Source organism: Amycolatopsis nigrescens CSC17Ta-90, assembly GCF_000384315.1.
Taxonomy (GTDB): Bacteria; Actinomycetota; Actinomycetes; order Mycobacteriales; family Pseudonocardiaceae; genus Amycolatopsis; species Amycolatopsis nigrescens.
Map to the genome: position 1 here is coordinate 8,988,522 of NZ_ARVW01000001.1, position 23,738 is coordinate 9,012,259.

Annotated in this window: 22 protein-coding genes; 6 read left to right on the forward strand and 16 right to left on the reverse strand. The window is 71.3% G+C overall.

All coding sequences use genetic code 11. The features are described from left to right. The gene (locus tag AMYNI_RS0142590; protein WP_245574129.1) at window positions 1-852 is read left to right on the forward strand and encodes a hypothetical protein; all 852 of its coding nucleotides are present in this window, start codon (window positions 1-3) and stop codon (window positions 850-852) included. On the opposite strand, the gene AMYNI_RS0142595 is transcribed toward AMYNI_RS0142590, so the two are convergent. The 4 genes from AMYNI_RS0142595 to AMYNI_RS0142610 form a co-directional block, all read right to left on the reverse strand. Then, complete coding sequence (locus tag AMYNI_RS0142595) at window positions 849-1,415, reverse strand: MarR family winged helix-turn-helix transcriptional regulator (RefSeq protein WP_040406283.1); 567 nt, start codon at window positions 1,413-1,415, stop codon at window positions 849-851. The two genes, AMYNI_RS0142590 and AMYNI_RS0142595, sit on opposite strands and share 4 nt — an antisense overlap. Before the next feature lie 217 nt (window positions 1,416-1,632). Then, window positions 1,633-2,853, reverse strand: a complete 1,221-nt coding sequence (locus AMYNI_RS0142600; RefSeq protein ID WP_026361615.1) for an RsbRD N-terminal domain-containing protein — start codon at window positions 2,851-2,853, stop codon at window positions 1,633-1,635. Window positions 2,854-2,996: 143 nt separating this feature from the next. Beyond that, window positions 2,997-3,452, reverse strand: a complete 456-nt coding sequence (locus tag AMYNI_RS0142605; RefSeq protein WP_020674270.1) for a (2Fe-2S)-binding protein — start codon at window positions 3,450-3,452, stop codon at window positions 2,997-2,999. Between the two features lie 30 nt (window positions 3,453-3,482). Further along, entirely contained in the window at window positions 3,483-5,738 is a 2,256-nt protein-coding gene (locus tag AMYNI_RS0142610) for a xanthine dehydrogenase family protein molybdopterin-binding subunit (RefSeq protein WP_020674271.1), read from the reverse strand. A 356-nt stretch (window positions 5,739-6,094) separates the two neighbouring features. Here AMYNI_RS0142610 and AMYNI_RS0142615 point away from each other — a divergent pair, with 356 nt between their 5' ends. After that, a complete protein-coding gene (locus AMYNI_RS0142615; RefSeq protein WP_040406285.1) occupies window positions 6,095-7,231 on the forward strand; it encodes a glycerate kinase in 1,137 nt (378 codons plus the stop codon). Between the two features lie 8 nt (window positions 7,232-7,239). Here AMYNI_RS0142615 and AMYNI_RS0142620 read toward each other — a convergent pair whose 3' ends face one another. Together AMYNI_RS0142620 and AMYNI_RS0142625 are read right to left on the reverse strand one after the other, a co-directional pair. Then, window positions 7,240-7,947, reverse strand: a complete 708-nt coding sequence (locus AMYNI_RS0142620) for an MBL fold metallo-hydrolase (protein WP_020674273.1) — start codon at window positions 7,945-7,947, stop codon at window positions 7,240-7,242. 38 nt (window positions 7,948-7,985) lie between these two features. Further along, window positions 7,986-8,738 carry a DUF427 domain-containing protein gene (locus AMYNI_RS0142625; RefSeq protein ID WP_026361616.1) on the reverse strand — a complete coding sequence of 251 codons (753 nt, stop codon included), beginning with the start codon at window positions 8,736-8,738 and terminating at the stop codon, window positions 7,986-7,988. Window positions 8,739-8,833: 95 nt separating this feature from the next. Here AMYNI_RS0142625 and AMYNI_RS46900 point away from each other — a divergent pair, with 95 nt between their 5' ends. Then, the gene (locus tag AMYNI_RS46900; RefSeq protein WP_020674275.1) at window positions 8,834-10,060 is read left to right on the forward strand and encodes an MFS transporter; all 1,227 of its coding nucleotides are present in this window, start codon (window positions 8,834-8,836) and stop codon (window positions 10,058-10,060) included. An 18-nt stretch (window positions 10,061-10,078) separates the two neighbouring features. Continuing rightward, window positions 10,079-10,645, forward strand: a complete 567-nt coding sequence (locus AMYNI_RS0142635; RefSeq protein ID WP_020674276.1) for a TetR/AcrR family transcriptional regulator — start codon at window positions 10,079-10,081, stop codon at window positions 10,643-10,645. A 40-nt stretch (window positions 10,646-10,685) separates the two neighbouring features. Here the strand turns inward: AMYNI_RS0142635 and AMYNI_RS0142640 are convergent, their stop codons facing one another. The 10 genes from AMYNI_RS0142640 to AMYNI_RS0142685 all read right to left on the reverse strand — a co-directional run bounded on the left by AMYNI_RS0142640 (window position 10,686) and on the right by AMYNI_RS0142685 (window position 21,495). Beyond that, window positions 10,686-10,904: a LuxR C-terminal-related transcriptional regulator gene (locus tag AMYNI_RS0142640; RefSeq protein WP_245574131.1), complete on the reverse strand. Its 219-nt coding sequence runs from the start codon at window positions 10,902-10,904 to the stop codon at window positions 10,686-10,688. After that, the gene (gene rhaI, locus AMYNI_RS0142645) at window positions 10,901-12,076 is read right to left on the reverse strand and encodes an L-rhamnose isomerase (protein WP_020674278.1); all 1,176 of its coding nucleotides are present in this window, start codon (window positions 12,074-12,076) and stop codon (window positions 10,901-10,903) included. The genes AMYNI_RS0142640 and rhaI overlap by 4 nt, the downstream gene beginning before the upstream one ends. Before the next feature lie 15 nt (window positions 12,077-12,091). After that, window positions 12,092-13,171: a rhamnose ABC transporter substrate-binding protein gene (gene rhaS, locus AMYNI_RS0142650; protein ID WP_020674279.1), complete on the reverse strand. Its 1,080-nt coding sequence runs from the start codon at window positions 13,169-13,171 to the stop codon at window positions 12,092-12,094. Then, on the reverse strand, window positions 13,168-14,130 hold the full coding sequence (locus tag AMYNI_RS0142655; protein ID WP_020674280.1) for an ABC transporter permease: 963 nt from the start codon (window positions 14,128-14,130) through the stop codon (window positions 13,168-13,170). The genes rhaS and AMYNI_RS0142655 overlap by 4 nt, the downstream gene beginning before the upstream one ends. A 3-nt stretch (window positions 14,131-14,133) precedes the next feature. Beyond that, complete coding sequence (locus AMYNI_RS0142660) at window positions 14,134-15,171, reverse strand: ABC transporter permease (RefSeq protein WP_020674281.1); 1,038 nt, start codon at window positions 15,169-15,171, stop codon at window positions 14,134-14,136. Then, window positions 15,168-16,685: a sugar ABC transporter ATP-binding protein gene (locus AMYNI_RS0142665; RefSeq protein ID WP_040406286.1), complete on the reverse strand. Its 1,518-nt coding sequence runs from the start codon at window positions 16,683-16,685 to the stop codon at window positions 15,168-15,170. Before AMYNI_RS0142665 ends, AMYNI_RS0142660 begins: the two co-directional genes overlap by 4 nt. A 120-nt stretch (window positions 16,686-16,805) precedes the next feature. Further along, on the reverse strand, window positions 16,806-17,288 hold the full coding sequence (locus tag AMYNI_RS0142670; RefSeq protein WP_020674283.1) for an SRPBCC family protein: 483 nt from the start codon (window positions 17,286-17,288) through the stop codon (window positions 16,806-16,808). Further along, window positions 17,281-17,619: an ArsR/SmtB family transcription factor gene (locus AMYNI_RS0142675; protein WP_020674284.1), complete on the reverse strand. Its 339-nt coding sequence runs from the start codon at window positions 17,617-17,619 to the stop codon at window positions 17,281-17,283. The genes AMYNI_RS0142670 and AMYNI_RS0142675 overlap by 8 nt, the downstream gene beginning before the upstream one ends. A gap of 64 nt (window positions 17,620-17,683) precedes the next feature. Continuing rightward, entirely contained in the window at window positions 17,684-20,932 is a 3,249-nt protein-coding gene (locus tag AMYNI_RS0142680; RefSeq protein WP_020674285.1) for a family 78 glycoside hydrolase catalytic domain, read from the reverse strand. 86 nt (window positions 20,933-21,018) lie between these two features. Further along, window positions 21,019-21,495 (reverse strand): pyridoxamine 5'-phosphate oxidase family protein, encoded by a 477-nt coding sequence (locus AMYNI_RS0142685; protein ID WP_020674286.1) that lies wholly within the window; start codon window positions 21,493-21,495, stop codon window positions 21,019-21,021. Window positions 21,496-21,782: 287 nt separating this feature from the next. Between AMYNI_RS0142685 and srmL the strand changes: the two genes are divergently transcribed. Together srmL and AMYNI_RS0142695 are read left to right on the forward strand one after the other, a co-directional pair. Next, the gene (gene srmL / locus AMYNI_RS0142690; protein WP_020674287.1) at window positions 21,783-22,901 is read left to right on the forward strand and encodes a PheS-related mystery ligase SrmL; all 1,119 of its coding nucleotides are present in this window, start codon (window positions 21,783-21,785) and stop codon (window positions 22,899-22,901) included. Window positions 22,902-22,966: 65 nt separating this feature from the next. Further along, complete coding sequence (locus AMYNI_RS0142695; protein ID WP_020674288.1) at window positions 22,967-23,701, forward strand: HAD family hydrolase; 735 nt, start codon at window positions 22,967-22,969, stop codon at window positions 23,699-23,701. Window positions 23,702-23,738 lie beyond the last annotated feature (37 nt).

Here is a 23,738-nt window from a genome sequence, read left to right on the forward strand (position 1 = left end):
GTGCAGGCAAAGCGACGCATGCTCCGGTCCGAACGGCCCTCACCGGCCTACCCCGTACGGCGGATCCGGGAAACCGTCACCGTCACCCTCGCCCTGCTCATCGCGGGCTACCTGCTGCTCTACAGCATCGAGCCCTCCCGCCGGTTCGCCGAACGCCACCTGGTCAAGCTGAACGACTGGTCCCCCACCGTGCTGCTGGCGATGCTGCTGGTGCTCGCCATCTTCGCCGTGCACGGCCTCGGCAGGCAGCTGCGGGCGACGCACACCGCGCTGACCGCGCGCCAGGACGACGGCACCGCGTCACATCTGGCCGAGGTGCTGAACAACCTGCGCACGGTCTCCGCGCGCGGGCGCCGCCGCGACCGTCGGCTGGAGGTGCTCGGGCTGACCATGGACACCACCTGGCCGCAGCTGGCCGCCTGGCTGACCTCGCACAACCCGCCGACGCACTGGACGATCACGCTCTACTGCCTCGACCCCGGCTTCATCTCCGGCTCGGCCGATCTCCCGCCGGACTGGGCGACCGAGGCGACCCGGACCAGGCAGAGCGTCCAGGCGCTGCTGACCGGTGAGGCCGCGGCACTGGAACGGCGCCGGGTCACCGTCGAACTGCGGTCCTACGCCTGCCTGCCGGTGGTGCACGGATTCCGGTTCGGCGACGGCGACCTGTTCATTTCTTACACACAATGGAGCGAGGCCGGTGAAACCCGGCCATTCGATTTCTACGAGCGGATCACCCCGTACGACACTTCGGCCCGCGCGAACCACTACCGCGATCTTTTCGACAATTGGCTCGGCCGGGTCGCACGCAGAACGGACCGGACGGCAGCGGTGCCCGAGGATCCGGGCTAACGCGCACCGCCGCCGTGCGCGAACTGCACCGCCTCCGCCGGTTCGGCGGCACCGGCCAGGTTGAGCGAATGTTCCAGCCTGCTCAGCAGCCGGGCCAGCTGCGCCTGCTCGGCCGTGCTCAGCTCGCCGAGCATGCGCTGTTCCTGCGCGAAATGCAGTACTGACAAGCGATCCACCAGCAGCAGGCCCTCCTCGGTGAGGGTGACGTATACGACCCGCCGGTCGGTGGTGTCGCGTTCGCGCCGCACCAGCCCGGCGGCGAGCAGCCGGTCGACCTGCTGGGTGATACCGCCGGTGGTGACCAGGTTCGTGTCGGCCAGTTCGCCCGCGGTGCACCGGTACGGCGCCCCGGCCCGGCGAAGTGAAGCCAGTACCGCAAAAGAGGAGCCGGTCAGCCCGAAGTCGGTGAACAGCCTGCCCGCCTGCGCCTGGTACCGCTGATGAGCCCGTTGCAGCCTGCCCAGCACCGCCATCGGCGCGGTGTCCAGCTCCGGGCGCTCGTAGCGCCACTGCTCGAGCATCAGGTCCACCGCGTCCGGCGACGGAGTCCCTCGCCTGGCCACTCGCACCCCTTTGGTCAACCGGCAACCGAGTCAGCGGGAACAATAACCCCCCTGCCGCCAATCTTGGGGACCGCCATGACCGACAAAAAGGGAATTAGGCCATTCAGCGGAACGGTTGCGGCATTTCCGCGGCAAAGCGGTTGTGCACATTTGATCACACCCCGCGATAACCACGTTCGGTGCGCGAACCGATCCGTTCCGGAATTGTCCGCCCCACTCAGGCGCCGCGCGGCAGCGGCAGGTGGCTGGTGTCCGGGAACATGTTGAACGCCCGCAGCGCGGTACCCAGCTCGGCGATGTCCGAAGGGTCGGTGAGCGAACGGCCGAGCTCCTCGGAGATCCGCTTGAGCCGGTGCCGCACCGTGTTGGGGTGGCAGAACACGCGCTCCGCGGTCAGCTTCGTCGAGCCCTGGCAGTCGAACCAGGCGCGCAGGGTCAGCAGCAGCATGTTCCGGTCGTCCCCCGGCAGGTCCAGGATCGGGCGCAGGACGTGGTGGGCCAGCTGCGCGGAGGCCTCCGGCGCGCTCGCGACCAGGCCGGACAGCGGCGAGTCGTTGAACTGCACGATGCCGGTGCTGCCCGGTGCCAGGCTGGACAGCGCGACCCTGGCCAGGTGCAGGGCGCGGGCGGTGTTGCCGAGCCCGTCGAAAACCGGGCTGACCCCGACCCGCCCGGTCACGTTCTCCTGCAGCAGCGCGATGATCACCTGCGCGGCCCGCGCCTGCCGCAGCGACACCACCCCCATCTGCAGGTCCGGGGTGAGCCGCCAGGCCGAGGCGTGGTTGCTTTCCCGGAGCCGCGCTTCGATCTGCGGCAGCGGTTCCTGGCCGAGGCTCGGTGTCTCCGCGGCCACCACCACGTAGGTGCCGTCCAGTGACAGGTCGAGCACCCTGGCGATGTCCCACAGCGTGCCCTCGGTGGCGGTCCCGCCGGCGAACAACGCCTCCACCAGAGCCAGTCGCCGGTTCTGGTTGCTCAGCATCAGTTCCGCGGTGGTGTCCCGATAGGACGTGGTCAGCGCCTCGGCGTAGTCGTCGATCAGCGCCCAGATCGCGGCGGTGGCCTCGACCAGCCCGGTCAGGTCACCGGAGCCGCCCTCCGCGGTGAGCTCGACGAACCGCTGCCACACCTCGGTCAGCCCGATCCGGTAGGCGCGCAGCAGTTCCGGCAGTGGGGCGCCCTGCACGGCGCGGGCCCGGCCGGTGCTGCTGGCCTGGGAGAGGTCGGGTGCGCCGGAGCCGCGCAGGGTGCGCATCACGTAGTCCAGGTTCGTCGCGACCGACTCGCGCAGCTCGTCGTGCGTGACGAACTGGTGGTCGCGGTACACCGGGATCTCTTCGAGGATCTGGGTGAAGGTGTTCTTGATCATCTCGGGCATCCGCGCCTCGACCGTGGCCGCCAGCTCGGCCACCCTGGGCGTGGTCTCCTGGTAGTGCATCTGCGTCCTCAGGTCCTCCCCGTCGAGCCCCTGGAGGACGTCATTCAACACCAACCCGCGCGGTTCAGCCGGGCGAAACCGCACCGTTCCGCAGCTGCGGTCGCCGCCTCGGCCTCAGTTCCGCGAAAGCGGCGGCAGTCCCGCTACATCTTGGCCGCGGCACTCTTGATGGCCTGGCGGATGCGGAAGTAGGAGCCGCACCGGCAGACGTTCTCGATCGCGTCGATCTCGGCGTCGGTGGGGTTCTTGGTCTTCTTCAGCAGCGCCACCGCGGCCATGATCTGGCCCGGCTGGCAGTAGCCGCACTGGGCGACGTCCTGCTCCAGCCATGCCTCCTGCACCGGATGCAGCTTGTCCCCGTCGGCGAGGCCCTCGATCGTGGTGACCTCGCGGCCGGCCACGTCGGCGACCGGGGTGACGCACGGGTTGATCGCGGCGCCGTCGAGATGGCTGGTGCAGGCCTTGCACACGTTGATCCCGCAGCCGTACTTCGGACCCCGCACGCCCAGCTTGTCCCGCAGCGCCCAGAGCAGCGGCAGGTCGGCGGGCGCGTCCACGGTGACCGGTTTCCCATTCACGGAAAAGGTGTACTGGGGCACAAGACACTCCTTAACGGGGAACGGTTCGAATCAGCGGGGGAAGGGTTCGAAGTCGATGTCGAAGTTGATCGGGAAGCTCCGCGGCTTCAGCCCGGTCGCCCTGGCATACGCGTTCGCGATCGCCCCAACCGGCGCCGGCAGGCCCAGCTCCCCCGCACCACCCGGTTCCGAGTTCGCCGGCATCACCGCGATCCGCACCTCCGGCGGCGAATCCTTCTGGCGCGCGTAGTGGAACTGCGAGTAGCTGCCTTCCAGCGGCAGGCCCTTGTCGATGTGCAGCCCGGCCCGCAGGGTGGTCGAGATGGCGTCGGTCAGCCCGCCCAACATCTGCGACTCCAGGCCGCGCGGGTTGATCGGGCGCCCGACGTCCACCGCGATCGTCGCCTTGGTGACCCGTGGCTGCTTCGGGTCCCGCGCGTCCATTTCGACCAGGCAGGCCGTGTAGGACTTGTACTCCCCGTGCACGCCGACGCCCTGGGCGAAACCCGGGGGCATCGGCTTGCCCCACTCGCCGAGCTCGGCGACCTTGTTCAGCACCGCGAGCTGGCGCTTCTCCTTGATGAACTCGCGGCGGAAGGCCACCGGGTCCTTGCCGAGCTTCGCGGCGATCTCGTCGACCATGATCTCTTCCACGCCACGGGTGCTCGACGAGTACACCGAGCGCCAGGCCGAGGTGTGGAACTTCAGCGGGACCTCGTTGAGCAGCTGTGTGGTGACGCCGAAGTTGTACGGCGACTTCACGGTCAGCAGGAACACCGTCTGCGCGAAGCTGAGGTTCCCGGCCACCGGCAGCTCGGCGGCGGTCTTGGTGAGGATCTCGCCGAGGCCGTGGCTCCAGTCGGTCTCCACGCTGGCCACCCGGTGTTCGAAGGTGAGCACCTGCCCGAGCGCGAAGGTGGCCCGGATCTTGTGGTGGCTCGCCGCGCGGCCGCGGCCGTGGCGCATGTCGTCGATCCGGCTCCACATCAGCTTCACCGGCTTCTTCATCGCCTTCGAGATGTGCGCCGCCTCCAGCGCCGCGTCGAAGAACAGCCGTCGCCCGAACGAACCGCCGCCCTGCAGCACGTGCACGGTGACCTTGTTCTCCGGCAGGCCGATCTCGCGGGCGATGGTCTGCTTGGCCACGATCGGCGACTTCAGCCCGGCCCAGATCTCGGCCCGGTCCTCGCGCACGTCCGCGATGGCGGAGTTCGACTCCAGCGGCGCGTGCGAGACGAAGGCGAAGTCGAACTCGCCGTCCACGTACTGGGTCAGCAACGGCGGGACCACGAACGGCAGCGCCGCGGCGCGCAGCTTCTTCTTGATGGTCTCGTTGTTCTCGCCGTCCACGGTGCCCTTGTTCCAGGTCACCTGCAGCGCTTCCTTGGCGTCCAGCGCCTGGCCGAAGGTCTCGGCCATCACCGCCACCCCGGTCGGCACCACGGCCAGGTCGATCACCCCCGGCATCGCCCGCACCGCCGCCTCGTTCTGCACCGCCTTGACCGTGCCGTTGATCGACGGCGGCCGTCGCACCATCGTCGGCTTCGCACTGGCGAAGTCGTAGTCCAGGGTGTACTTCTGCTGACCGGTGACCATCGCGCGCGCGTCCAGCCGCGAGGTCGGCGTGCCGACCAGCTTGTGCTCCGACTCCGGCTTCGGCGTGACCGTCAGGTTCGGCAGCGCCGCCCTGGCCGCCTGCGGCGCGAGCGCGGCGAAGGTGGCCTTGCGCCCGTCCGGGGCGATCACCGCGCCACCGCGAGTGGCCAGCCGCTCGGCGGGCAGGTTCCACTGCTGCCCGGCGGTCGCCACCAGCCGCGCCCTGGCCGCCGCCGCGGTCTGGCGCATCGGGCCGTACAGCGAGCGGATCGTGTTGGAGCCGCCGGTGAGCTGGTTGAACAGCAGCTCCGTGCGCGCGTCGTCCAGCGCCACCTCGACCATGTCCAGCGGCAGGTCGAGTTCTTCGGCGACCAGCATCGCGATCGCGGTGGTGATGCCCTGGCCGACCTCGGCCCTCGGCAGCTGCACCCGGACCTTGCCGCTCTCGGTCACCTGCAGCACCAGCATGTTCGACGTCGGCAGGCAGGACAGGGTCAGCACGTCGCCGAGGTCGAGGATCTCCGCCGGGCCGGGCAGGGTCGGGATCACCGCCTCCGCGGCCGGTGGGGCGATGGTGTCGGCACCGAGGCTGGTGGCCACCGTCAGCGTCGGCGCGGCCACCAGGAAGGTCAGGAACTTCCGGCGGCCGAGCGGGGCCCGCTCCTCGGGAACCTCGTCCTGGCTACCGGGCGTGCTGGTCGGACTAACCATCGAAATCCCTTTCCTGGCCTCGGCGATGAGGGGGCGAGCGAGTTACCGCGAGCTCGGGGCGCGATGACCCGGTGACTCTAAGCAGCACGGGGAAATCCGGTCAACGATCTGTAGTCGTGGCGGGCTATTCGTGTGACGGGGTGACAATCGGCGGCGGAAAATGTGTGCCGCGACACAGTGGCACATGGTGGCACACGGCCGTACGCGTGCTAGGCGGTCCGGCCCTGAGCCGGCCGCCATCCGGAGCAGAGCCCGCAGGTTCTTCCAGCCGGAACGGTCCGGGTGACCGGCTAGGGTGCTCAGGACCGCCCCGGATCGGATGGCGCCTGCGTGCGCGGGAACGGAGCTGAGACAGGATGGCCGAGACGGCATCGCACCCCCGGGTAGTGATCGCGCCGGACAAGTTCAAGGGCTCGCTGCCCGCCGACCGGGTGGCCGCGGCGATCGCGGCCGGGCTGCGCCGCGCCAGGCCCGGGGTCGAACTGCTGGAGTGCCCGATCGCCGACGGCGGGGACGGCACCGTCGCGGCGGCCGTCGCGGCCGGTTTCGAGCAGGTGCCGGTGCACGCGACCGGCCCGACCGGGGAACCGGTGCGCAGCGGGTACGCCCGGCTGGACGGGACCGCGGTGGTGGAGCTGGCCGCGGTGTCCGGGCTCAGCCTGCTGCCCGGCGGCGAGCTCGCGCCGCTCACCGCGGGCACGACCGGGGTCGGTGAGCTGATCAAGGCCGCGCTGGACGACGGCTGCCGCCGGATCGTGCTCGGGGTCGGCGGCAGCGCGGGCACCGACGGCGGCGCCGGGCTGGTGGCCGCGCTGGGCGGGCGGCTGCTCGACGAGCGCGGCGAAGACCTGCCGCCCGGTGGCGGCGCCCTGCTCCGCCTTGCCAAGCTCGACCTCGACGGGCTGGACCCGCGGCTGCGCGAGACCGAGGTGGTGGTGGCCAGCGACGTGGACAACCCGCTGCTCGGCCCGCAGGGTGCGGCCGCGGTGTACGGCCCGCAGAAGGGCGCGGACGAGGCGCAGGTCGAGTTGCTGGACTCGGCGCTGCGGCACTGGTCCGAGTTCGTCCGCCGGGTGCTGGGCGTGGACGTGGCCGGCGCCCCAGGCGCGGGTGCGGCCGGTGGCGCGGGGTACGCGGCGCTGGCGGTGCTCGGCGCCCGGTTCCGCGCGGGCATCGACGTGGTGCTGGAGCTGACCGGTTTCGAGGCCAAGCTCGCCGGGGCGGACCTGGTGGTCACCGGCGAGGGCTCGCTGGACCGGCAGACGCTGCACGGCAAGGGGCCCGCCGGGCTGGCCGCGATGGCGGCCGGGCACGGCATTCCGGTGGTGGCCGTGGCCGGGCGCAGCGTGCTGTCCGGCGAAGAGCTGGCGAAGAGCGGCTTCTCCGCCGCCTACGGGCTGATCGACATCGAACCGGATGTCGCCCGCTGCATGACCGACACCGCTGCCCTGCTCGAAGAGCTGTCGGTGAAGGTCGCTACCGACTGGCTCTAGCCGAACCTCTAACCGAACATGGCCTTCCACTCGGGCAGGGACCGCGCGCGGTAGACGAAGTTGTTCGAGCGCACGCTCGACAGCGGCGCGGACGGCTCGGCGGAGTACTGGTGGCCCGGGTAGACCACCGGGTCGCCGTCCAGGCCGGCCAGCCACTGCAGGCTCCGGTACATCTCCTCGGCGTCGCCGCCGGGGAAGTCGGTGCGCCCGCAGCCCTCCAGGAACAGGGTGTCCCCGGCGACCAGCCTGCCGTCGACGAGGAAGCACTGGCTGCCCGGCGTGTGCCCGGGAGTGTGCAGGAGCCGGATGCCGATCGCGCCGACCTCGAGCAGGTCGTCGTGGTCGTGCCCGGTCAGGTCGGTGGCGGACAGCCCGGTCACCCGCCGCACCCAGTCGGTCTCGGCGCGGTTGACGTGCACCGGCACCGGTTCGCGGGCCAGCAGCTCGGCCAGCCCAGGCAAGGAGAAGCCCATCATCTCGCCGCCGACGTGGTCCGGGTGGTGGTGCGTGGCCAGCACCCCGGTCAGCCGCATGCCGTCGCCGTCGAGCACGTCCAGCAGGTCGCCCACCGCGTAGGCCGGGTCGACCAGCACCGCCTCACGGGTCTCCCGGTCGCCGATCAGGTAGGCGAAGTTGACCATCTGCGTGGCGACCGGGTCGCCCACCGCGAAGTCGCGGCCGGCGAGCAGCTGGCGGAAGTAGAGCCGATCAGACATGGGCTCCACCCTACGACGACGCAGTTGGCGCCGGCGCGTCAGCCGAAGTGCGTCTTCGGCCGCTCCTGCTTGACCCCGTCCAGGTAGACGTCCACCCTTTCGTCCAGGAAGCAGACCAGCCCGGCGATCTTCTGGCTCTCCGGGGTTGGCAGCCGGTAGTACCAGGCGATGTCGGTGTGCACCTCCTCGCCGGTGCGCACCGACCAGTACTCGGCCTCGCCCTTGTACGGGCAGCGGGTCACCGTGTCGCTCGGCTCGAGCAGGTCCAGCCGGACGTCGGTCTTGGGCAGGTAGTACCGGGTGGGCAGGCCGGTCTCGAAGAGCAGCCGCGGGCTGGTCGACTCGGCCACGGTCACCCCGTCGAGCTCGATCCGCACGTGCCGGGAGCTGGCCAGGATGTCCACCCTGGTGTTCGGGTTCTTGGGGTGCACGTACACCTCTTCGTCCTCTTCGAACCAGGCGTCCATCGCGTCCCAGTCCAGCCGGACGTGCCCGCGCAGCTCGTCGAGCGGCGAGTCGGTGTACTCCAGTGCCGCGCCGGCCGCTTCCCGCTCGCCAACGCGCACGGTCGCCACGGCCGCGTCCCCGCGGCTCGGCGAGTGCTGCTGCTCGCTGGTGGGGACCAGCGCGTCCGACCGGACGTCCTCGCTGGGGAAGTAGTACGTCGGGTAGTACGGCACCTCCCACACCAGCAGTGGCCGCAGGGTGTCGGCGACGACCTGCCCGCCGAACACCGCACGTACTCGTCTGGTCCCTGCCTCCGCGCGCACGCGGCCACGTCCGTCGCCCATGACCTCGACAACCATCCGCCGGGTGCGGGTATTCCGCGATCCGTGCTAGAAAGTAGAACGACAGTTCAACTTGTTACTGAAACTGGGGTCCCCGCATGCCCAATCCCTATCGCGCGCTCTTCGCCGCCCGCGGCACCAGAGGTTTCACCGCGGCCGGCCTGATCGCGCGGCTGCCGATGCCGATGACCCACATGGGCGTGCTGACCATGCTTTCCGAGCTGCGCGGGCAGTACGGCCTCGCCGGCGCGGTCGCCGGCACCTTCACCCTCGCCATGGCGCTGCTCGGGCCGCAGGTGTCCCGGCTGGTGGACCGGTTCGGCCAGGGCCGGATCCTGCTGCCCGCCACCGGGATCAGCGTGGCCGCGCTCGGCGGGCTGCTGCTCAGCGCCTACTACGACGCTCCCGTGTGGACACTGTTCCTGTTCGCGCTGCTCGCCGGCTGCATGCCAAGCATGGGCGCGATGGTGCGGGCGAGGTGGACCGAGCTGTACCGCGGCTCGCCGAAGCTGAACACCGCCTACTCGCTCGAGTCCGTTGTGGACGAACTCACCTACATCATCGGTCCCGCGGTCGCGGTGATGCTGTGCACCTCGCTGTTCCCGGCCGCCGGGCCCCTGTTCGCGGCACTGCTGCTCGCCGCCGGTGTGCTGCTCTTCGTTCCGCAGAAGAGCACCGAGCCCCCGGTGCGCCCGCGCGCCGAGTTCGGTGGCGGTTCGGCGATCCGGTCCGCCCCGGTGCTGGTGCTGGCCGCCACCCTGCTCTTCGGCGGCGCGATCGCCGGCACCGTGGACACGATGGGCCTCGCCTTCGCCGAAGCACAGAGCCAGAAAGGCGCCGCCGGCATCGTCTTCTCGGTGTACGCCCTCGGTTCCGGTCTGTCCGGCCTGGTTTTCGGGACGCTGAAACCGGCCATCTCCCCACCGCGGCTGCTCCTGCTCGGGGTGACCGGCACGGCACTGACCACGGTGCCGTTCCTGATGGTGGGCAGCATCGCGGGGCTGTCCGTGGCGGTGTTCTTCGCCGGCGTGTTCTTCGCCCCCACCATGATCGTGATCATGGGCATGGTCGAGCAGGTGGTGCCCGCCGCCAAGCTCACCGAGGGGATGACCTGGATGATCGCCGGCCTGAGCATCGGGGTCGCGCTCGGCGCCGCGGTGTCCGGGCAGGTGGTGGACGTGTTCGGCGTGCGGGCCGGTTTCCTGGTCGCGCTCGGCGCGGGCCTGGTGGCCCTGCTCACCGCCACCCTCGGCTACCGTCTGCTGCGGTCGAGGACAGCGCAGGCCGCACCCGAACCGGCCGGGGAGCCGGCCCCGTGCGGGTAGGGTCGCGCCGGAAAGGAGATGCCGGTGAGCGAACCGATCACCGACGGGCGGCGGGCCAAGGGCGAGCGCCGCCGCCGCGCACTGATCGAGGCGACCCTGCGAGTGATCGAACGGGACGGCGCCTCCGGCGTCACCCACCGCACGGTCGCCCGTGAGGCCGGGTTGCCCGCCACCACGCCCACGTACTACTTCGACGGCATCGACGGCCTGCTCACCGAGGTGCTGACGACCTGCATGGACGAAGACGCGGCGAAGGTCGTCCGGCTCACCGAACCGGACGCCTGCGCCGACCCGCGCCGCGCGCTCGCCGAGCTGATGGCCGACGCGCTCGCCGCACCCGGCCATCTGCTCGCCGAGTTCGAGCTGTGCCTGCTCGCCGCCCGCCGCCCGGAGCTGCGCGACTCGACCGGCCGCTGGACCGAGTCGCTGATCGGCTTCGCCCGGCGCTTCACCACGGACCCGGTGCGGCTCCAGCTGTTCGTCGGCGCCTACGACGGTCTGCTGCTGCAGGCACTGACCACCGACGAACGCCCGTCCGCCGACGAGTTCGAAGCCATGCTGCATCAGCTCCTCCCGACCTCGTGAGTGAAAAGTGTTGTTGGAACAACCGTTTTCACTCACGAGGTCAGAGCAGGCGCCGCTTGGCAGCCCAGACGATCGCCTGCACGGTGGTGGCGAAGCCGAGCTGGTCGCGAATCGCCCTGGTCCGGCGGCGCACCGTGCGCTCGGACAACCCCAGCCGGCGTGCCACCGCGTCCGTCGGCAGGCCGGTGGCCAGCAGCCGCAGCAGCACCAGTTCTTCGTGTCCCAGCGTGGTTTCCACCGCGACGTCGGCGCCCTTCACGCGCCCCACCCCATCTGCGACCCGCCCACCCGCTCCCGCTCGATCCGCTGCTGGTAGCCGCTGCGCTGGTAGGCGGCCAGCGGGTCGGGGTCGAGCCCGAGATCCTCTCGCAGCCCGGCAAGCAGCGGCCGGACGTCGGTGTTGAACGCGTCCATCAGCACCTCGTGCGCGCCGAGCACGTCGCCGCCGGCCTGCGCCTCGGCCAGCGCCGCGCGGTCCACCAGCAACGCCTTCGCGGTGGCCTCCTGCACGTTGAGCACCGAGCGGATCATCGCCGGCACCTTGGGTTCCAGGTTGTGGCACTGGTCAAGCATGAACTCGATGCCGGCGCCAGGATCCAGCCCGCCTGCCCCGGCGATCTCGTGCAGGATCCGGAACAGCCCGAACGGATCTGCCGCACCCGCCATCAGGTCGTCGTCGGCGTAGTTGCGGCTGTTGAAGTGGAACCCGCCGAGCCTGCCCTCCCGCAGCAGCACGGCCACGATGAACTCGATGTTGGTGCCCGGCGCGTGGTGCCCGGTGTCTACCAGCACCTGCGCGTGCTCGCCGATGCGCAGGCACTGCGCGAAGGAGGTGCCCCAGTCCGGCACGTCCATCGTGTAGAAGTGCGGCTCGAAGAACTTGTACTCCAGCAGCAGCCGCATCTCCGACGGCATCCGGTCGTGCACCTCGCGCAGCGAGGCGTGCAGCCGGTCCTGCCGGGCCCGGATGTCGTCCTGCCCCGCGTAGTTGGTGCCGTCGGCCAGCCACACCGACAGCACCCGCGAACCGACCAGCCGCCCGATCTCCACGCACTCCAGCAGATGGTCGGTGGCCTTGCTGCGCACGTCCGGATCCGGGTTGCAGACACTGCCGAGGCGGTAGTCGTCGTCCTGGAACACGTTGGGGTTGATCGCCCCCAGCGCGATGCCCTGGTCCTTCGCGTAGCCGGCCAGTGCGCCGAAGTCCTCCACCCGGTCCCACGGGATGTGCAGCGCGATGCTCGGCGCGATCCCGGTGAGCTCGTGCACCTTCGCCGCGTCGTCGATCTTTTCGAACGGGTTGCGCGGAATCCCGGCCTGCGCGAACACCTTGAACCTGGTACCGGAGTTCCCGTATGCCCAGGAAGGCGTTTCGATGCGCTGGTGCCGCAGCAGCTGGGCCGCCCGCCGCCAGGCGGTGCCGTCGGTCATGCCGTCCCCCTGGTCTCAGAAGTCGAACTGGTCGATGTTCTCCTTGGTGAACACGGTCGGCGGGCCCAGCACGACCTCCCCGGCCCGGCCGATGGTGTACTCCCCAAGCCCGCCGGCGGCGAACCTCTGCCCCTCGGCGCCGGTGATCCGCCCGGACACCAGCGAGGCCGCGGCGAACGCGGCCAGGTAACCGAGTTTGGCCGGCTCCCACAACGCCAGCGCCCGCACCGTGTCGTTCTTGACGTACTCGCGCATCTGGTTCGGCGTGCCGAGGCCGGTCAGCGCGACCTTCCCCTTGTACTCCGACGAACTCAGGTACCGCGCGGCCGCGGCGAGCCCGACCGTGGTCGGCGAGACGATGCCCTTGAGGTTCGGGTGCGCCTGCAGCAGGCCCTGCGTCTTCTGGAAGGAGACCTGGTCGTCGTCGTTGCCGTAGGCCACCTCGACCAGCTTCATCCCGGCGTACTGCGGTTTCGCCAACTCACGTTTCATGATCTCGATCCAGGTGTTCTGGTTGGTCGCGTTCGCGGTGGCGGACAGCACCGCGAACTCCCCTGCCCCGCCGACCGCCTGCGCCAGCAGCTCGACCTGCTTGACCGCGATCTCGGTGGAGTCCACCTGGTTGACGAACACGTCCCGCGCGTCGGGGGCCACGTCGGAGTCCAGCGTGACCACCTTCATGCCCTGCGCCCGCGCGGTCTTGAGCGCCGGTGCCACCGCGTTCTGGTCGTTGGCCGCGAGCACCAGCGCGTCCTGCCGTTGCTGGGCCGCGGTGTTGATGTAGGTGACCTGCGACGAGGCGCTGGCGTCCGACGGGCCGGTCGCCTTGACCTCCGACTTCAGCTCGCCGCCGGCCTGCTCGACCCCCTTCTGCACCACCGTGAAGTACGGGTTGTTCACCTGCTTGGGCAGGAAGGTGAACTTGAGCCCGGTCTTCAGCTCGGCTCCCGGGTCAGCCGCACCGGTCGCGCCGGGCGCGTCCGCGCTGCCGCCGGAACTGTCCTTTGTGGTCCCGCCGCAGGCGGTTAGTGCCAGTGCGCCGCAGAGGGCGAGCACCAGCGCCATGCCGAGGCGGTGGCCGGAGTACCTGGTCATGTCGGAGACCTTCCTGCCGGAGGGGAACTCAGGAACCGGTCGGCCAGCACGCCGAGCAACAGCAGCAGGCCGGTGACCACGGTCAGCGTCTCGGTGGAGACGTCGTCGAGGATCAGCACGTTGCGCAGGCCGCCGAGCAGCAGCACGCCGGCGATGACCCCGGCCAGCGTGCCCCGGCCACCGAAGATGGACACCCCGCCGAGCAGCACGGCGGCCACCACGGCGAGCTCGAGACCGGTGCCGTTGTCCGCGCGAGCGCTGGAGAACCGCAGCGTGTAGACGATCCCGGCCAGTGCCGCGACCGCGCCGGTGAGCACGAACAGGACGAGCTTGGTCCGCTTCACCCTGATCCCGGAGAACCTGGCGGCCTCGGTGTTCGCGCCGATCGCGAAGGTGGCCCGGCCGAACGAGCTGCCGTGCAGCAGCACCGCGAAGACCGCGGCGAGCACGGCGAACGCCAGTATCGGGTACGGCAGCCAGGTGCCCGGCACCGGCTCGGTGCCGAATCCGGTGTAGGCAGCCGGGAAGTCCGCGACCGCGGTGTCGCCGAGCAGCACCAGCGCCAGGCCGCGGTAGAGCGCCAGCGTGCCGATGGTGACCGCCAGCGAGGGCAGCCCGAGCGAGGTGACCAGCAGGCCGTTGACCGCCCCGCAGAGCGCGCCGGCGACCAGCACGGTGGGCAGGATCAGCTCCAGCGGCCAGCCCGCGTTCCACAGCGTGCCGATCAGCGCGCTGGACAGGCCGAGCACCGACGCCACCGAAAGGTCGATCTCCCCGGCGACCACCACCAGGGTGAGCGGGAGCGCGATCAGCGCGATCTCCGAGATGTCCAGGCCGAGGTAGAAAAGGTTCTGCCCGGACAGGAAGTCGCCCCCGGTGCGCACCGAGCCGAACACCGCCACCACCACGAGCAGCAGCACCAGCCCGGTCTCCCAACGCAGCAGCGCACGCGCGTTCACGCCCTACCTCCGCGCGTTCCGGCGCAGCGCGGCGGTGAGCCGCAGCGAAACCAGCCGGTCCACCGTGATCGCGGCCAGCAGCAGCGCGCCAGTGATCGCCTGCTGCCAAAACGCCGGCACGCCCAGCACCACCAGGCAGCTCGCGATGGTGCTCAGCAGCAGGGCGCCGAGGGCCGCGCCGAGCACGGTGCCGGAGCCGCCGAAGATGGCCACGCCACCGACCACCACCGCGGCCACCACCTGTAGCTCGAGCCCGGTGCCGGCGGTCGCGTCCACGGTGCCGTAGCGGGCCGCCCACAACGCGCCGGCCAGCCCGGCCACCGCCCCGGACACCGCGAACGCGGCGCCCACCCGGCGACCGGCCCTGATCCCGGCCAGCCGAGCCGCGGCCGGGTGCGAACCGATCGCGTAGAGCTCGCGCCCTGACCGGTAGGAACGCAGGTAGAACCCGGCCGCGAGCAGCACCGCCATGCTGATCAGCACCAGGTTCGGCACCCCGAGCAGCCGGCCGCTGCCCAGCGCGAGCAGCCCGGCCGGCAGGTCCGCGGCGTTCACCTGCGTGCCCTGTGCCAGCGCGAAGTCGAGGCCGCGGAACACATACAGCGTGCCGAGGGTGACCACCAGGCTGGGCACCCCGCCGATGGCCACCACGAGTCCGTTGAACAGCCCGCAGGCCAGCCCGGTCAGCACGCCGAGCAGCAGGCAGCCCGCCACCGGCAGCCCGGGGTTGGCGGCGACCACGTCCGCGGTGACGAACGCGGACAGCCCGAGCACCGAACCGACCGACAGGTCCACGTTGCGGGTGATCACCACGACGGTCTGCCCGACCGCCAGCAAGGCCACCAGCGACGCGTTCAGCAGGAGGTCGCGCAGGCTCTGGGGCGCCACGAAACGGGGGTTGGCCACCGCCGTGCCGGCCACCACGACCAGCAGCACCCCGGCGATGCCCAGCTCGCGGATCCGGCCCACCCGGTCGAGCAGCCTGCCCGCGCCGGCCGGTTCTTCCTTGACCGGCCGGGTTTCCAGCGAGGTGCGGGTCATCGCGGCACCCGCCCCGCGGCGGCCAGCGCGACGGACTCCTCGGTCGCGGCGGCGCGGTCCAGCTCGGCGGCCAACCGCCCCTCGTGCATCACCAGCATCCGGTCGGCCATGCCCAGCACCTCGGGCAGCTCGGAGGAGATCATCAGCACCGCGACCCCGTCCGCGGCCAGTTCGGAGAGCAGCCGGTGCACCTCGGCCTTGGTGGCGACGTCGATGCCGCGGGTCGGCTCGTCCACGATCAGCACCTTCGGCTTGCGGGACAGCCACTTCGCCAGCACGACCTTCTGCTGGTTGCCGCCGGAGAGCACCGCGGCCGGGTCGCTCAGCCTGGCGAACTTCAGCCGCAGCCGGACCGCCCAGTCCGCGGCCAGCGCACGTTCGTCCCGGCGGCGCATCAGCCCGCCGCGGCTGAGCCTGCCCAGCGACGCCAGCGCGGTGTTGCGCTCGATCGACGCGTCCAGCACCAGGCCCTGCGCCCGCCGGTCCTCGGGCACGAACCCGATCCCGGCTGCCATCGCGGCGCTCGGCGAACCCGGCGGCAACGCCCGCCCGCCGAGGCGCACCTCCCCCGCGTCCGGCCGGTCGATGCCGAACACCGCCCTTGCCACCTCGCTGCGCCCCGCGCCGACCAGTCCGGCCAGCGCGACGATCTCACCCGCCCGCAGCTCGAAGGAGATGTCGGTGAACACGCCTTCACTGGTCAGCCGGTGCGCGGAGAGCACGACCTCGCCAGGATCGGTGTCCTGCTTGGGAAACAACGCGGCCAGATCGCGGCCGACCATGCGGCGCACCAGATCCTCCGGGGTGCTCCCGGCCAGCGGGCCGGACCAGACGTGCGCGCCGTCGCGCAGCACGGTGGCCTCGGTGCACAGCTCGAAGACCTCATCGAGGCGGTGCGAAACGAACAGCACCGCGACGTCCTGGGCGAGCAGCGCCCGCACCACGCCGAACAGCCTGGCGACCTCCGCCGGGGACAGCGCCGCGGTCGGCTCGTCCATCACGATCACCTTGGCGTCGAAGGACAACGCCTTGGCGATCTCGATCACCTGCTGGTCGGCGATGGACAGCCCCCGTGCCGGGCCCGCCGGGTCGAGCGCGACACCGAGCCGGTCGAGCAGCTCCCGCACCAGCGTGGCGGTCGCCCTGCGGTCGATCCGGCGGCCGGACCGCAGCGGCTGACGGCCGATGAACACGTTCTCCGCCACCGAAAGATCGCCGAACAGGGCCGGTTCCTGGTAGATCACCGCGATCCCGGCCGCGCGGGCGTCCGCCGGGACGGCGAACCGGCGCACCTCGCCGTCGATCAGCAGCTCCCCGGCGTCCGGCCGGTGCACCCCGGCCAGCACCTTGATCAAGGTGGACTTGCCGGCCCCGTTCTCGCCGAGCAGCGCGTGCGCCGTGCCCGGCCGCAACTCCAGCGAAACGCCGTCGAGCGCGTGCAGCCTGCCGAAGCTCTTGCCCACCGCGCGCAGCTCGGCCACCGGGGCCGCAACGTTCGCGCGAAACGGGGACACGGCCACTCCCTAATGGAGTAAAACGTTTCAAACCCTGGTCCGCACACAGCATCCTGGCCGGGCACGACCACTGTCAAGTCCCGGTACAGCCCCGAAAGCGAGCCCGCGCGAGCGTCAGGGTCAGCGAGCCGCGATGTACTCGGCCAAACAGTCGAAGGCGCTCGACCAGCCGTCGTAGACGTCCCCGCGAGCCCCGTCGGTGCTAAAACCGGCCTGGTGGAGGACCATCTCGGTCTTGTCGCCGAGGTCGGCGAAGGTCACCGTGACCAGAGAAATCCCAGCAACCCCATCGGCCTCACTGGTCTCCGCCGGATCGCCCCAGGTGAACACCAGCCGCTCCGGCGGCACCACCTCGCGGTACTCCCCGCCGGTCGGGTACTCGCTGCCGTCGGAGTCCCGGACCATGCACACCCGCCACCGGCCGCCAGGGCGCGCCTCCACGCTGATGGTGGACCGCGGGGTGCTCATCCCGCGCGGGCCGAACCAGCGGGTGAGCTGCGCCGGATCCGTCCACGCCTGGAACACCAGGTCCCGCGGCGCGTCGAAGACCCGCGTGATGGTGAGCTCCCGCCGGGTGGCCGCCGTCCCTGCCGGCTCAGTCATCCGTCCGTCCTTTCTGGATCTCCCGCAGATGCTCGTCCAGCCGGTCGAAACTGCCGTCCCAGAACCGCCGGTAGCGCTCCACCCAGTCGGCGACATCGGAGAGCGGCCCGGCCTCCAGCCGGCACGGCCGCCATTGCGCGGTACGGCCGCGGGTGATCAGCCCGGCGCGTTCGAGCACCTTGAGATGCTTGGAGATGGCCGGCAGGCTGACGTCGAAGGGCTCGGCCAGCTCCGTCACGCTCGCTTCGCCGTCGGAGAGCCGCGCGAGGATCGCACGCCGCGTCGGGTCGGCGAGTGCGGCGAAGGTGCTGCTCAGCTGATCGACCGCCATAGCTCCACTCAACCATCCAGTTAATTAACTCTCAGGTTGAATATAGCGCCCGGCAGACAGGGGTTCAAGAACCGGGCGTGCCGCTGACGAACCGCCAGCGCCCCGACCCGGCCCGCAGCACCACGAAACCCGGTTCGGCACGGACGAACTCCACGGCGTCCGGCGACACCACATCGGCCACGGCCGCGGCCGGCACGTGCACCTCCGCGGTCGAGCCGACCGGGACGGTGACCTCCAGCAGCAGCCGCCCGTCCACCAGTGACCAGCCGGCACCGGCCGGCCCGCGGACCGTCTCCAGCTCCGCCCGCGCCCAGCTCACCCCGGCCCGCGCGTCCGGCCGCACCACGAACCGCCGGTAGCCCTCGTCCCCCGGCCGCAGCCCGGCCACGTTCTCGTACAGCCATTGGGTGACGGTGCCCTGGAAGTAGTGGTCCCGCGAGCGGGCGCCGAGATCCCAGCGCTCCCACATGGTGTCCGCGCCGTTGTCCAGCCAGTAGGCCCAGCTCGGATACTCGCGCTGGACCGCGATCGTGTGCGCCAGCTCGGCATGCCCGTGCGCGGTGAGCACCGGCAGCAGCACGCTGGTACCGAGCGCGCCGGTGTTCAGGTGCCCGCCCCTGGCGCGAATGTCCGCGACCAGGCTCGCCACCACCGAAGCCTCGGCGCCGGGCGGCACCAGGCCGAAAGCGAGCGGGATCGCGTTCGAGGTCTGCCGGTACTCCGGATCCTTGGCGGTGCGGTAGTGCCCCGCCGCCGGGTCGAGGAAAGTCGCGTTCAAGGCGTTCTTGCACTCCCCCGCCACCGAGCGGTACCTGCTCGCGATGTCCGGCTGGCCGAGCCGGTCGGCGAGTTCCGCGGTGTGCAGCAGGGCCCGGTGGAGGTACGCGGTCGCGGTCAGCCTGGTGTCCTCCGGCGGGATGCCACCGGGGTAGCCGGGTGGCAGGTAGTCGCCGAGCGCGGTCACCGCCAGCCCGTGCTCCAGCCTGCCGATCTCCCAGTCCAGATAGCCGGTGAGCTCGGGCCAGTGGTCGGCAGCGAGGCGTTCGTCGCCGTACCACCGGTACATTTCGTGCGCCAGGAAGGGAAACACGGTGGTCCACTCCGGGGCGGGCGCCAGCTCGCGGTACCCCCACCCGCCGCTGGGCACGATCACCGGTAGCTGCCCCGGCGCGCGCTCGCTGTCCGCGAGATCGCCGATCCACTTGGTGAACAACCGCGCCATGCCGAAGGCGTAGGCCATGGTCGGCGCACCGAGCTGCGCGTCGCCGGTCCACCCGTTCTTTTCGTACAACGGGGTGTCGGTGGGAATGCCGTGGAAGTTGTTCCGCAACGTCCGCCGCATCATCCGGTCGAACCGCTCGAACAGCGGTTCCGAGCACCGGAAGACGCCCGTCTCGGCCACATCGCTGTGCACCAGGCGGCCGAGCACGTCCGACGGCCGCGGCCGGGACGGCAGCCCGGTCACCTGCACGTACCGGAACCCGTGGTAGCCGAACCTCGGTTCCCAGGTCTCCGTGCCGGTGCCCGCGCACACGTACTCGTCGGTCTGCTGACGACTGCTGTAGACGTTGCCGTTGTCCACCGCCACGGTGCCGTCCGCGTTGAGCTTTTCACCGTGCCGCAAGGAGATCCTGGTGCCGGCCGCGGCACGCACGGACAGCTTGGTCCAGCCGGCCATGGTCCGACCCATGTCCACTGTGTACACACCGGGCAACGGCTCGGCGATCGCCGCCGGGGTGATGGTGGCGATCACCCTGATCGGCTCGTGCTGCTGCGCGCGCACCCGGCCGGCCGGGGCGTCCCTGGCCACCGCGGGCAGCCACGCGCGGTCGTCGAACCCGGGCCGCGACCAACCGCCCGGTGCCAGCCGCGCGTCGTAGGTCTCCCCCGCGTACAGCGAGTTCGAGCGGGTGGGCCCGTCGGTCATGGTCCACGACTCATCCGTGCCGACCGTGGTGCTGCTGCCGTCCACGTGCTCGATCTCCAGCTGTGCCAGCAGTTGCGGCTCGCCGTGCCAGCTCGGCCGGTGCCAGTTCCAGACGTTCGGGGTCAGCATGCCGTAGAAGCCGCGGCCCAGGCTCACCCCGATCGCGTTGGCGCCGGTGTGCACCGACGCGGTGACGTCGTGCACGGCGTAGAGCACGGTCCGATCGTAGGCGGTGAAACCGGGGTCGAGCACCTGGTCACCGACCCGGCGGCCGTTCAGCTCGGCCTCGTAGTAGGCGAGGCCGCTGAGGTACAGCCTGGCCGCGCGGACCGGCTTGGTCACGGTGAACTCGCGCCGCAGCAACGGCGCCGGCCGTTCCGGCGCCACCACCGTGACTTCCTCGCCCCACGGGCCCTGTCCGTACGGCGCCAGCACGGCGGCGGCCGCCCAGCCGCTGTCGTCGAAATCGGGGTCCGCCCAGCCCGGCGACTCGGTGTCGCTCACCCGCCAGCCCGGCCCGGTCACCAGCTCGCGCCGGTCCCCGCCGTCGAACTCCACCAGCAGGCGCACCAGCAGCCCGCCGGGGTTGACCGTCCCCGCACCGCGGTTGGTGGCCAGCGCGGCGAGCACCAGCCCGGTCCCGGCCGCGCGCACCTGCTCGGTGACGTCGGCGGTGAGCGCGGTCTTCCACCCGTCGGCCCGCTCCGGTGCGTGCAGGATCCGCTGACCGCCGAGGTACAGCGTGAAGTCGTCGTCCGCGGTGGCGACCACCGTGGCGGCGCTGACCTCGCCGGCCGGCCCGGTGAGGTCCAGCCCGGCCCGGAACCAGCGCGGCCCGGCCGGCGCATGGCCGGTGCTCGCCCCCGGCGACCAGATCCACGAAGTGCCTTCGAAGCCAGGAGGTGCGGCCGGTGCGGGCGCGCCGATCCAGCTCGCCCGCCACGGCTCGCCGAGCATGCCCGTTTCCCACCAGCCGGTGGGACTCCACTCCGAAGGCCGGTCACCGTCCCAAACCCGGACCCGCCAGTGGTAGCGGGTGCGCGGGCGCAACGCCGCACCGCCGTAGGGCACGCCAACCGAACGCTCGGACACCACCCGGCCGCTGTCCCAGACCTCGTCCCGGCCAGCGGACACCACGATCTGGTACGCGGACTGGGTGACGTTCCGGTCGTCCGCTTTCCTGGTGGCCAGCCGCCAGGAAAGCCGGGGTGCCGGCACGTCCGTGCCGAGCAGGCTCTCGGCGTACTCCACGGTCGTCTTCTCCACGCGAAGGCGTCCCACCTGTCCCCTTTCGGCATCCGCCGTGCCCTGCCCCGCGAGCACCACCGCTCCCGCGCCCGCCGCCGAGTCTCGCAGGAACTGCCGCCGGTTCACCTGGCTGCTCATCGCCGCTCTCCGATCGGCCGGATCGGCTCACGATAGGAGGCGCCGTTCCGGCCGGGCCACGATTCTGACCGGAACCGGCCACCGGTCTAGCCGCGTCGCCAGGTGGCCGCCGTGCCACCGGGAACGGCCACGTGCAGCCGCCACGGCACCAGCTCCAGCACCGTGATCGCCTCGTCCAGCGGGTCCGCGGCGCCGAGCATCTTGGGGTCGTAGCCCAAGGGCGCGGGCGCGTTCGCGAACAGGTCCCACACCCGGCGGCGAGTGAGCTCGTCACCGGCGAAGGCGGCTTCGCACTCGGCCACCGCGACTTCGTGCGCGGGATCCCAGTAGGAGCAGGAGGCGAACGGCGACCCGGCCAAATGCGCCCGCTTGAGCGGAGTCGGCCTGGTGAGCACCCAGCCGATCAGCGAACCGTCGCGCCGTTCCCAGTACGGGTGCACCACGCGCGCGCGGGGACGGCGCCGCCGGTCGACCGTGGCCAGCGTGCACCAGACGATCCGATGCGCCACCCGCACGAACTCCTCGACGAGCTCCACCGGTGGCTCGGCACCCTCCTCGACCATGCCCGCGAGCCTACCGACGGGCGGCACTTCTCCCGCTCAGCACCAAAGCCGCGCCGTATAGGCCGTTATACAGGCGGCGGAGCGCCGAAAACCAGCTGCCCGGTCCGCTGCCGGTCGGCTAACGTCGGTGTATGGCCGTCGTCGCGAGTTCTCGCCGATTTACCGGCCCCCTGGCCTTCGGGCGCCACGGGGTTCGGGCCATGCCGCATCGCTGACCGATCTCTCCGGGTGAGCCAACGGGCCAGGGGGCGTTTTCGCTTCCCGCCCGCACCCTCCAGGAGGCAGTCATGCCCGCTCGGCTCACCCCCGCTCAAATCTCCCGCGATCTGGCCGTCCGCGATCTCACCGACCCCGCGGCCGGGCCGCACGCGATCCAGCTCGTGCTCGACCGCGCGGTCCGCGCGCTGGCGGACCGGTGGGGCTGCGAGGTCCGCTGGTGGCGTGGCCACCGGATCGTCACCATCGAGGACAACTACGACAACCTCGGCTACGACACCGCCGACGTCACCCGCGACGCGCGCTACACCAGGTACGTCGACGACCATCGGATGCTCCGCAGCCATTCCAGCGCGATGATCCCGGCGGCGCTGCGGGCACTGGCCGCGGATCCGGCGGAGGACGTGCTGCTGGTGTGCCCCGGGATCGTCTACCGCCGCGATGCCATCGACCGGCTGCACACCGGGACCCCGCATCAGCTCGACCTGTGGCGCGTCACCCGCCGGGCGCCCCGGCTCGGCGACGCCGAACTGGACGAGATGATCACCGCGGTGCTCGGTGCCCTGCTCCCGGGAGCGGCCGACCGGCGGCAGGCGCGCAGCCATCCTTACACGCTCGGCGGGCGCCAGGTGGACGTGGCCGGCGACGGCTGGGTCGAGGTCGCCGAATGCGGGCTGGCCCATCCCGACGTGCTGGCCATGGCGGGCCTGCCCGGCTGGAGCGGGCTGGCGATGGGCATGGGACTGGACCGGATGCTGATGCTGGTCAAGGACATTCCCGACATCAGGCTGCTGCGCTCGGCCGATCCGGCGCAGCTGGTGGACCTGGCCCGCTATCGCCCGGTCTCCGCGATGCCACCGGTCCGGCGCGACCTCTCCATCGCGGCGGACCCCGCCGACCGCGCCGAAGACCTCGGCGACCGGGTCCGCGACGCGCTCGGCGCGGACGCGGAATGCGTGGAGTCGGTGGAAATCCTGCACGAAACCCCCTGCGCGGACCTGCCCGCCCGTGCCCTCGCCCGGCTCGGCGCCCGCGCCGGGCAGAAGAACATCCTGGTCCGGGTGGTCCTCCGCCATCTCGGCAGAACCCTGTCCGATCACGAGGCGAACGTGCTGCGCGACCGGGTCTACGCCGCCCTCCACCGCGGCGGCGCGCACCAGTGGGCCACCGGCGCACCGCCGAGCGGGTGAGCTTTCGGTTGTGCGGCTGTTCTCGCCGCCAGCGCGACGGCGTCACCGGCGGTACCGTGCCTGGCATGATCGGGTTACCTGAGGGGATCACCGCCTGCCTGTTCGACCTGGACGGCGTGCTGACCGGGACCGCCGCACTGCACCGGGAAGCGTGGAAGCAGACCTTCGACGCGTTTCTCCGCGAGCGGGACGGCGCGGACTTCCAGCCGTTCACCGACCACGACTACGCCGCACACGTGGACGGCCGCCCGCGCGCCGACGGGGTGCGGGAGTTCCTGTCCTCGCGCGGGATCGAGCTGCCCGAGGGAGAGCCGGGCGACCGGCCCGGCACCGGCACCGTCAACGGGGTCGGCAACCGCAAGAACGACCTGGTGCTGAAGATCATCTCCGAGCGCGGGGTGAGCCCCTACCCCGGTTCCGCGCGCTATCTGCGGGCGGCGCAGGACGCCGGTCTCGCGATCGGCGTGGTCACCTCCTCGGCCAACGGCGAGGCCGTGCTGGAGGCGGCGGAGCTGACACCGTTCGTGCGGGCCAGGATCGACGGGAAGGTGCTGGCGGACCGGGGCCTGCGCGGCAAACCGGCACCCGACTCGTTCCTGGCCGGCGCCGAAGCACTCGGCGTCCAGCCCGCGCACGCGGCCGTCTTCGAGGACGCGCTGGCCGGGGTCGAGGCGGGCAAGGCCGGCGAGTTCGGTTACGTGGTGGGCGTGAACCGCGCCGACCAGGCCGAAGAACTGCGCGCGCACGGCGCCGACGTGGTGGTCGGCGATCTCGCCGAACTGCTGGAGGACGGCCGGTGAGCGAGCACGGCTACGACATCTCCCCGTGGCAGCTGCG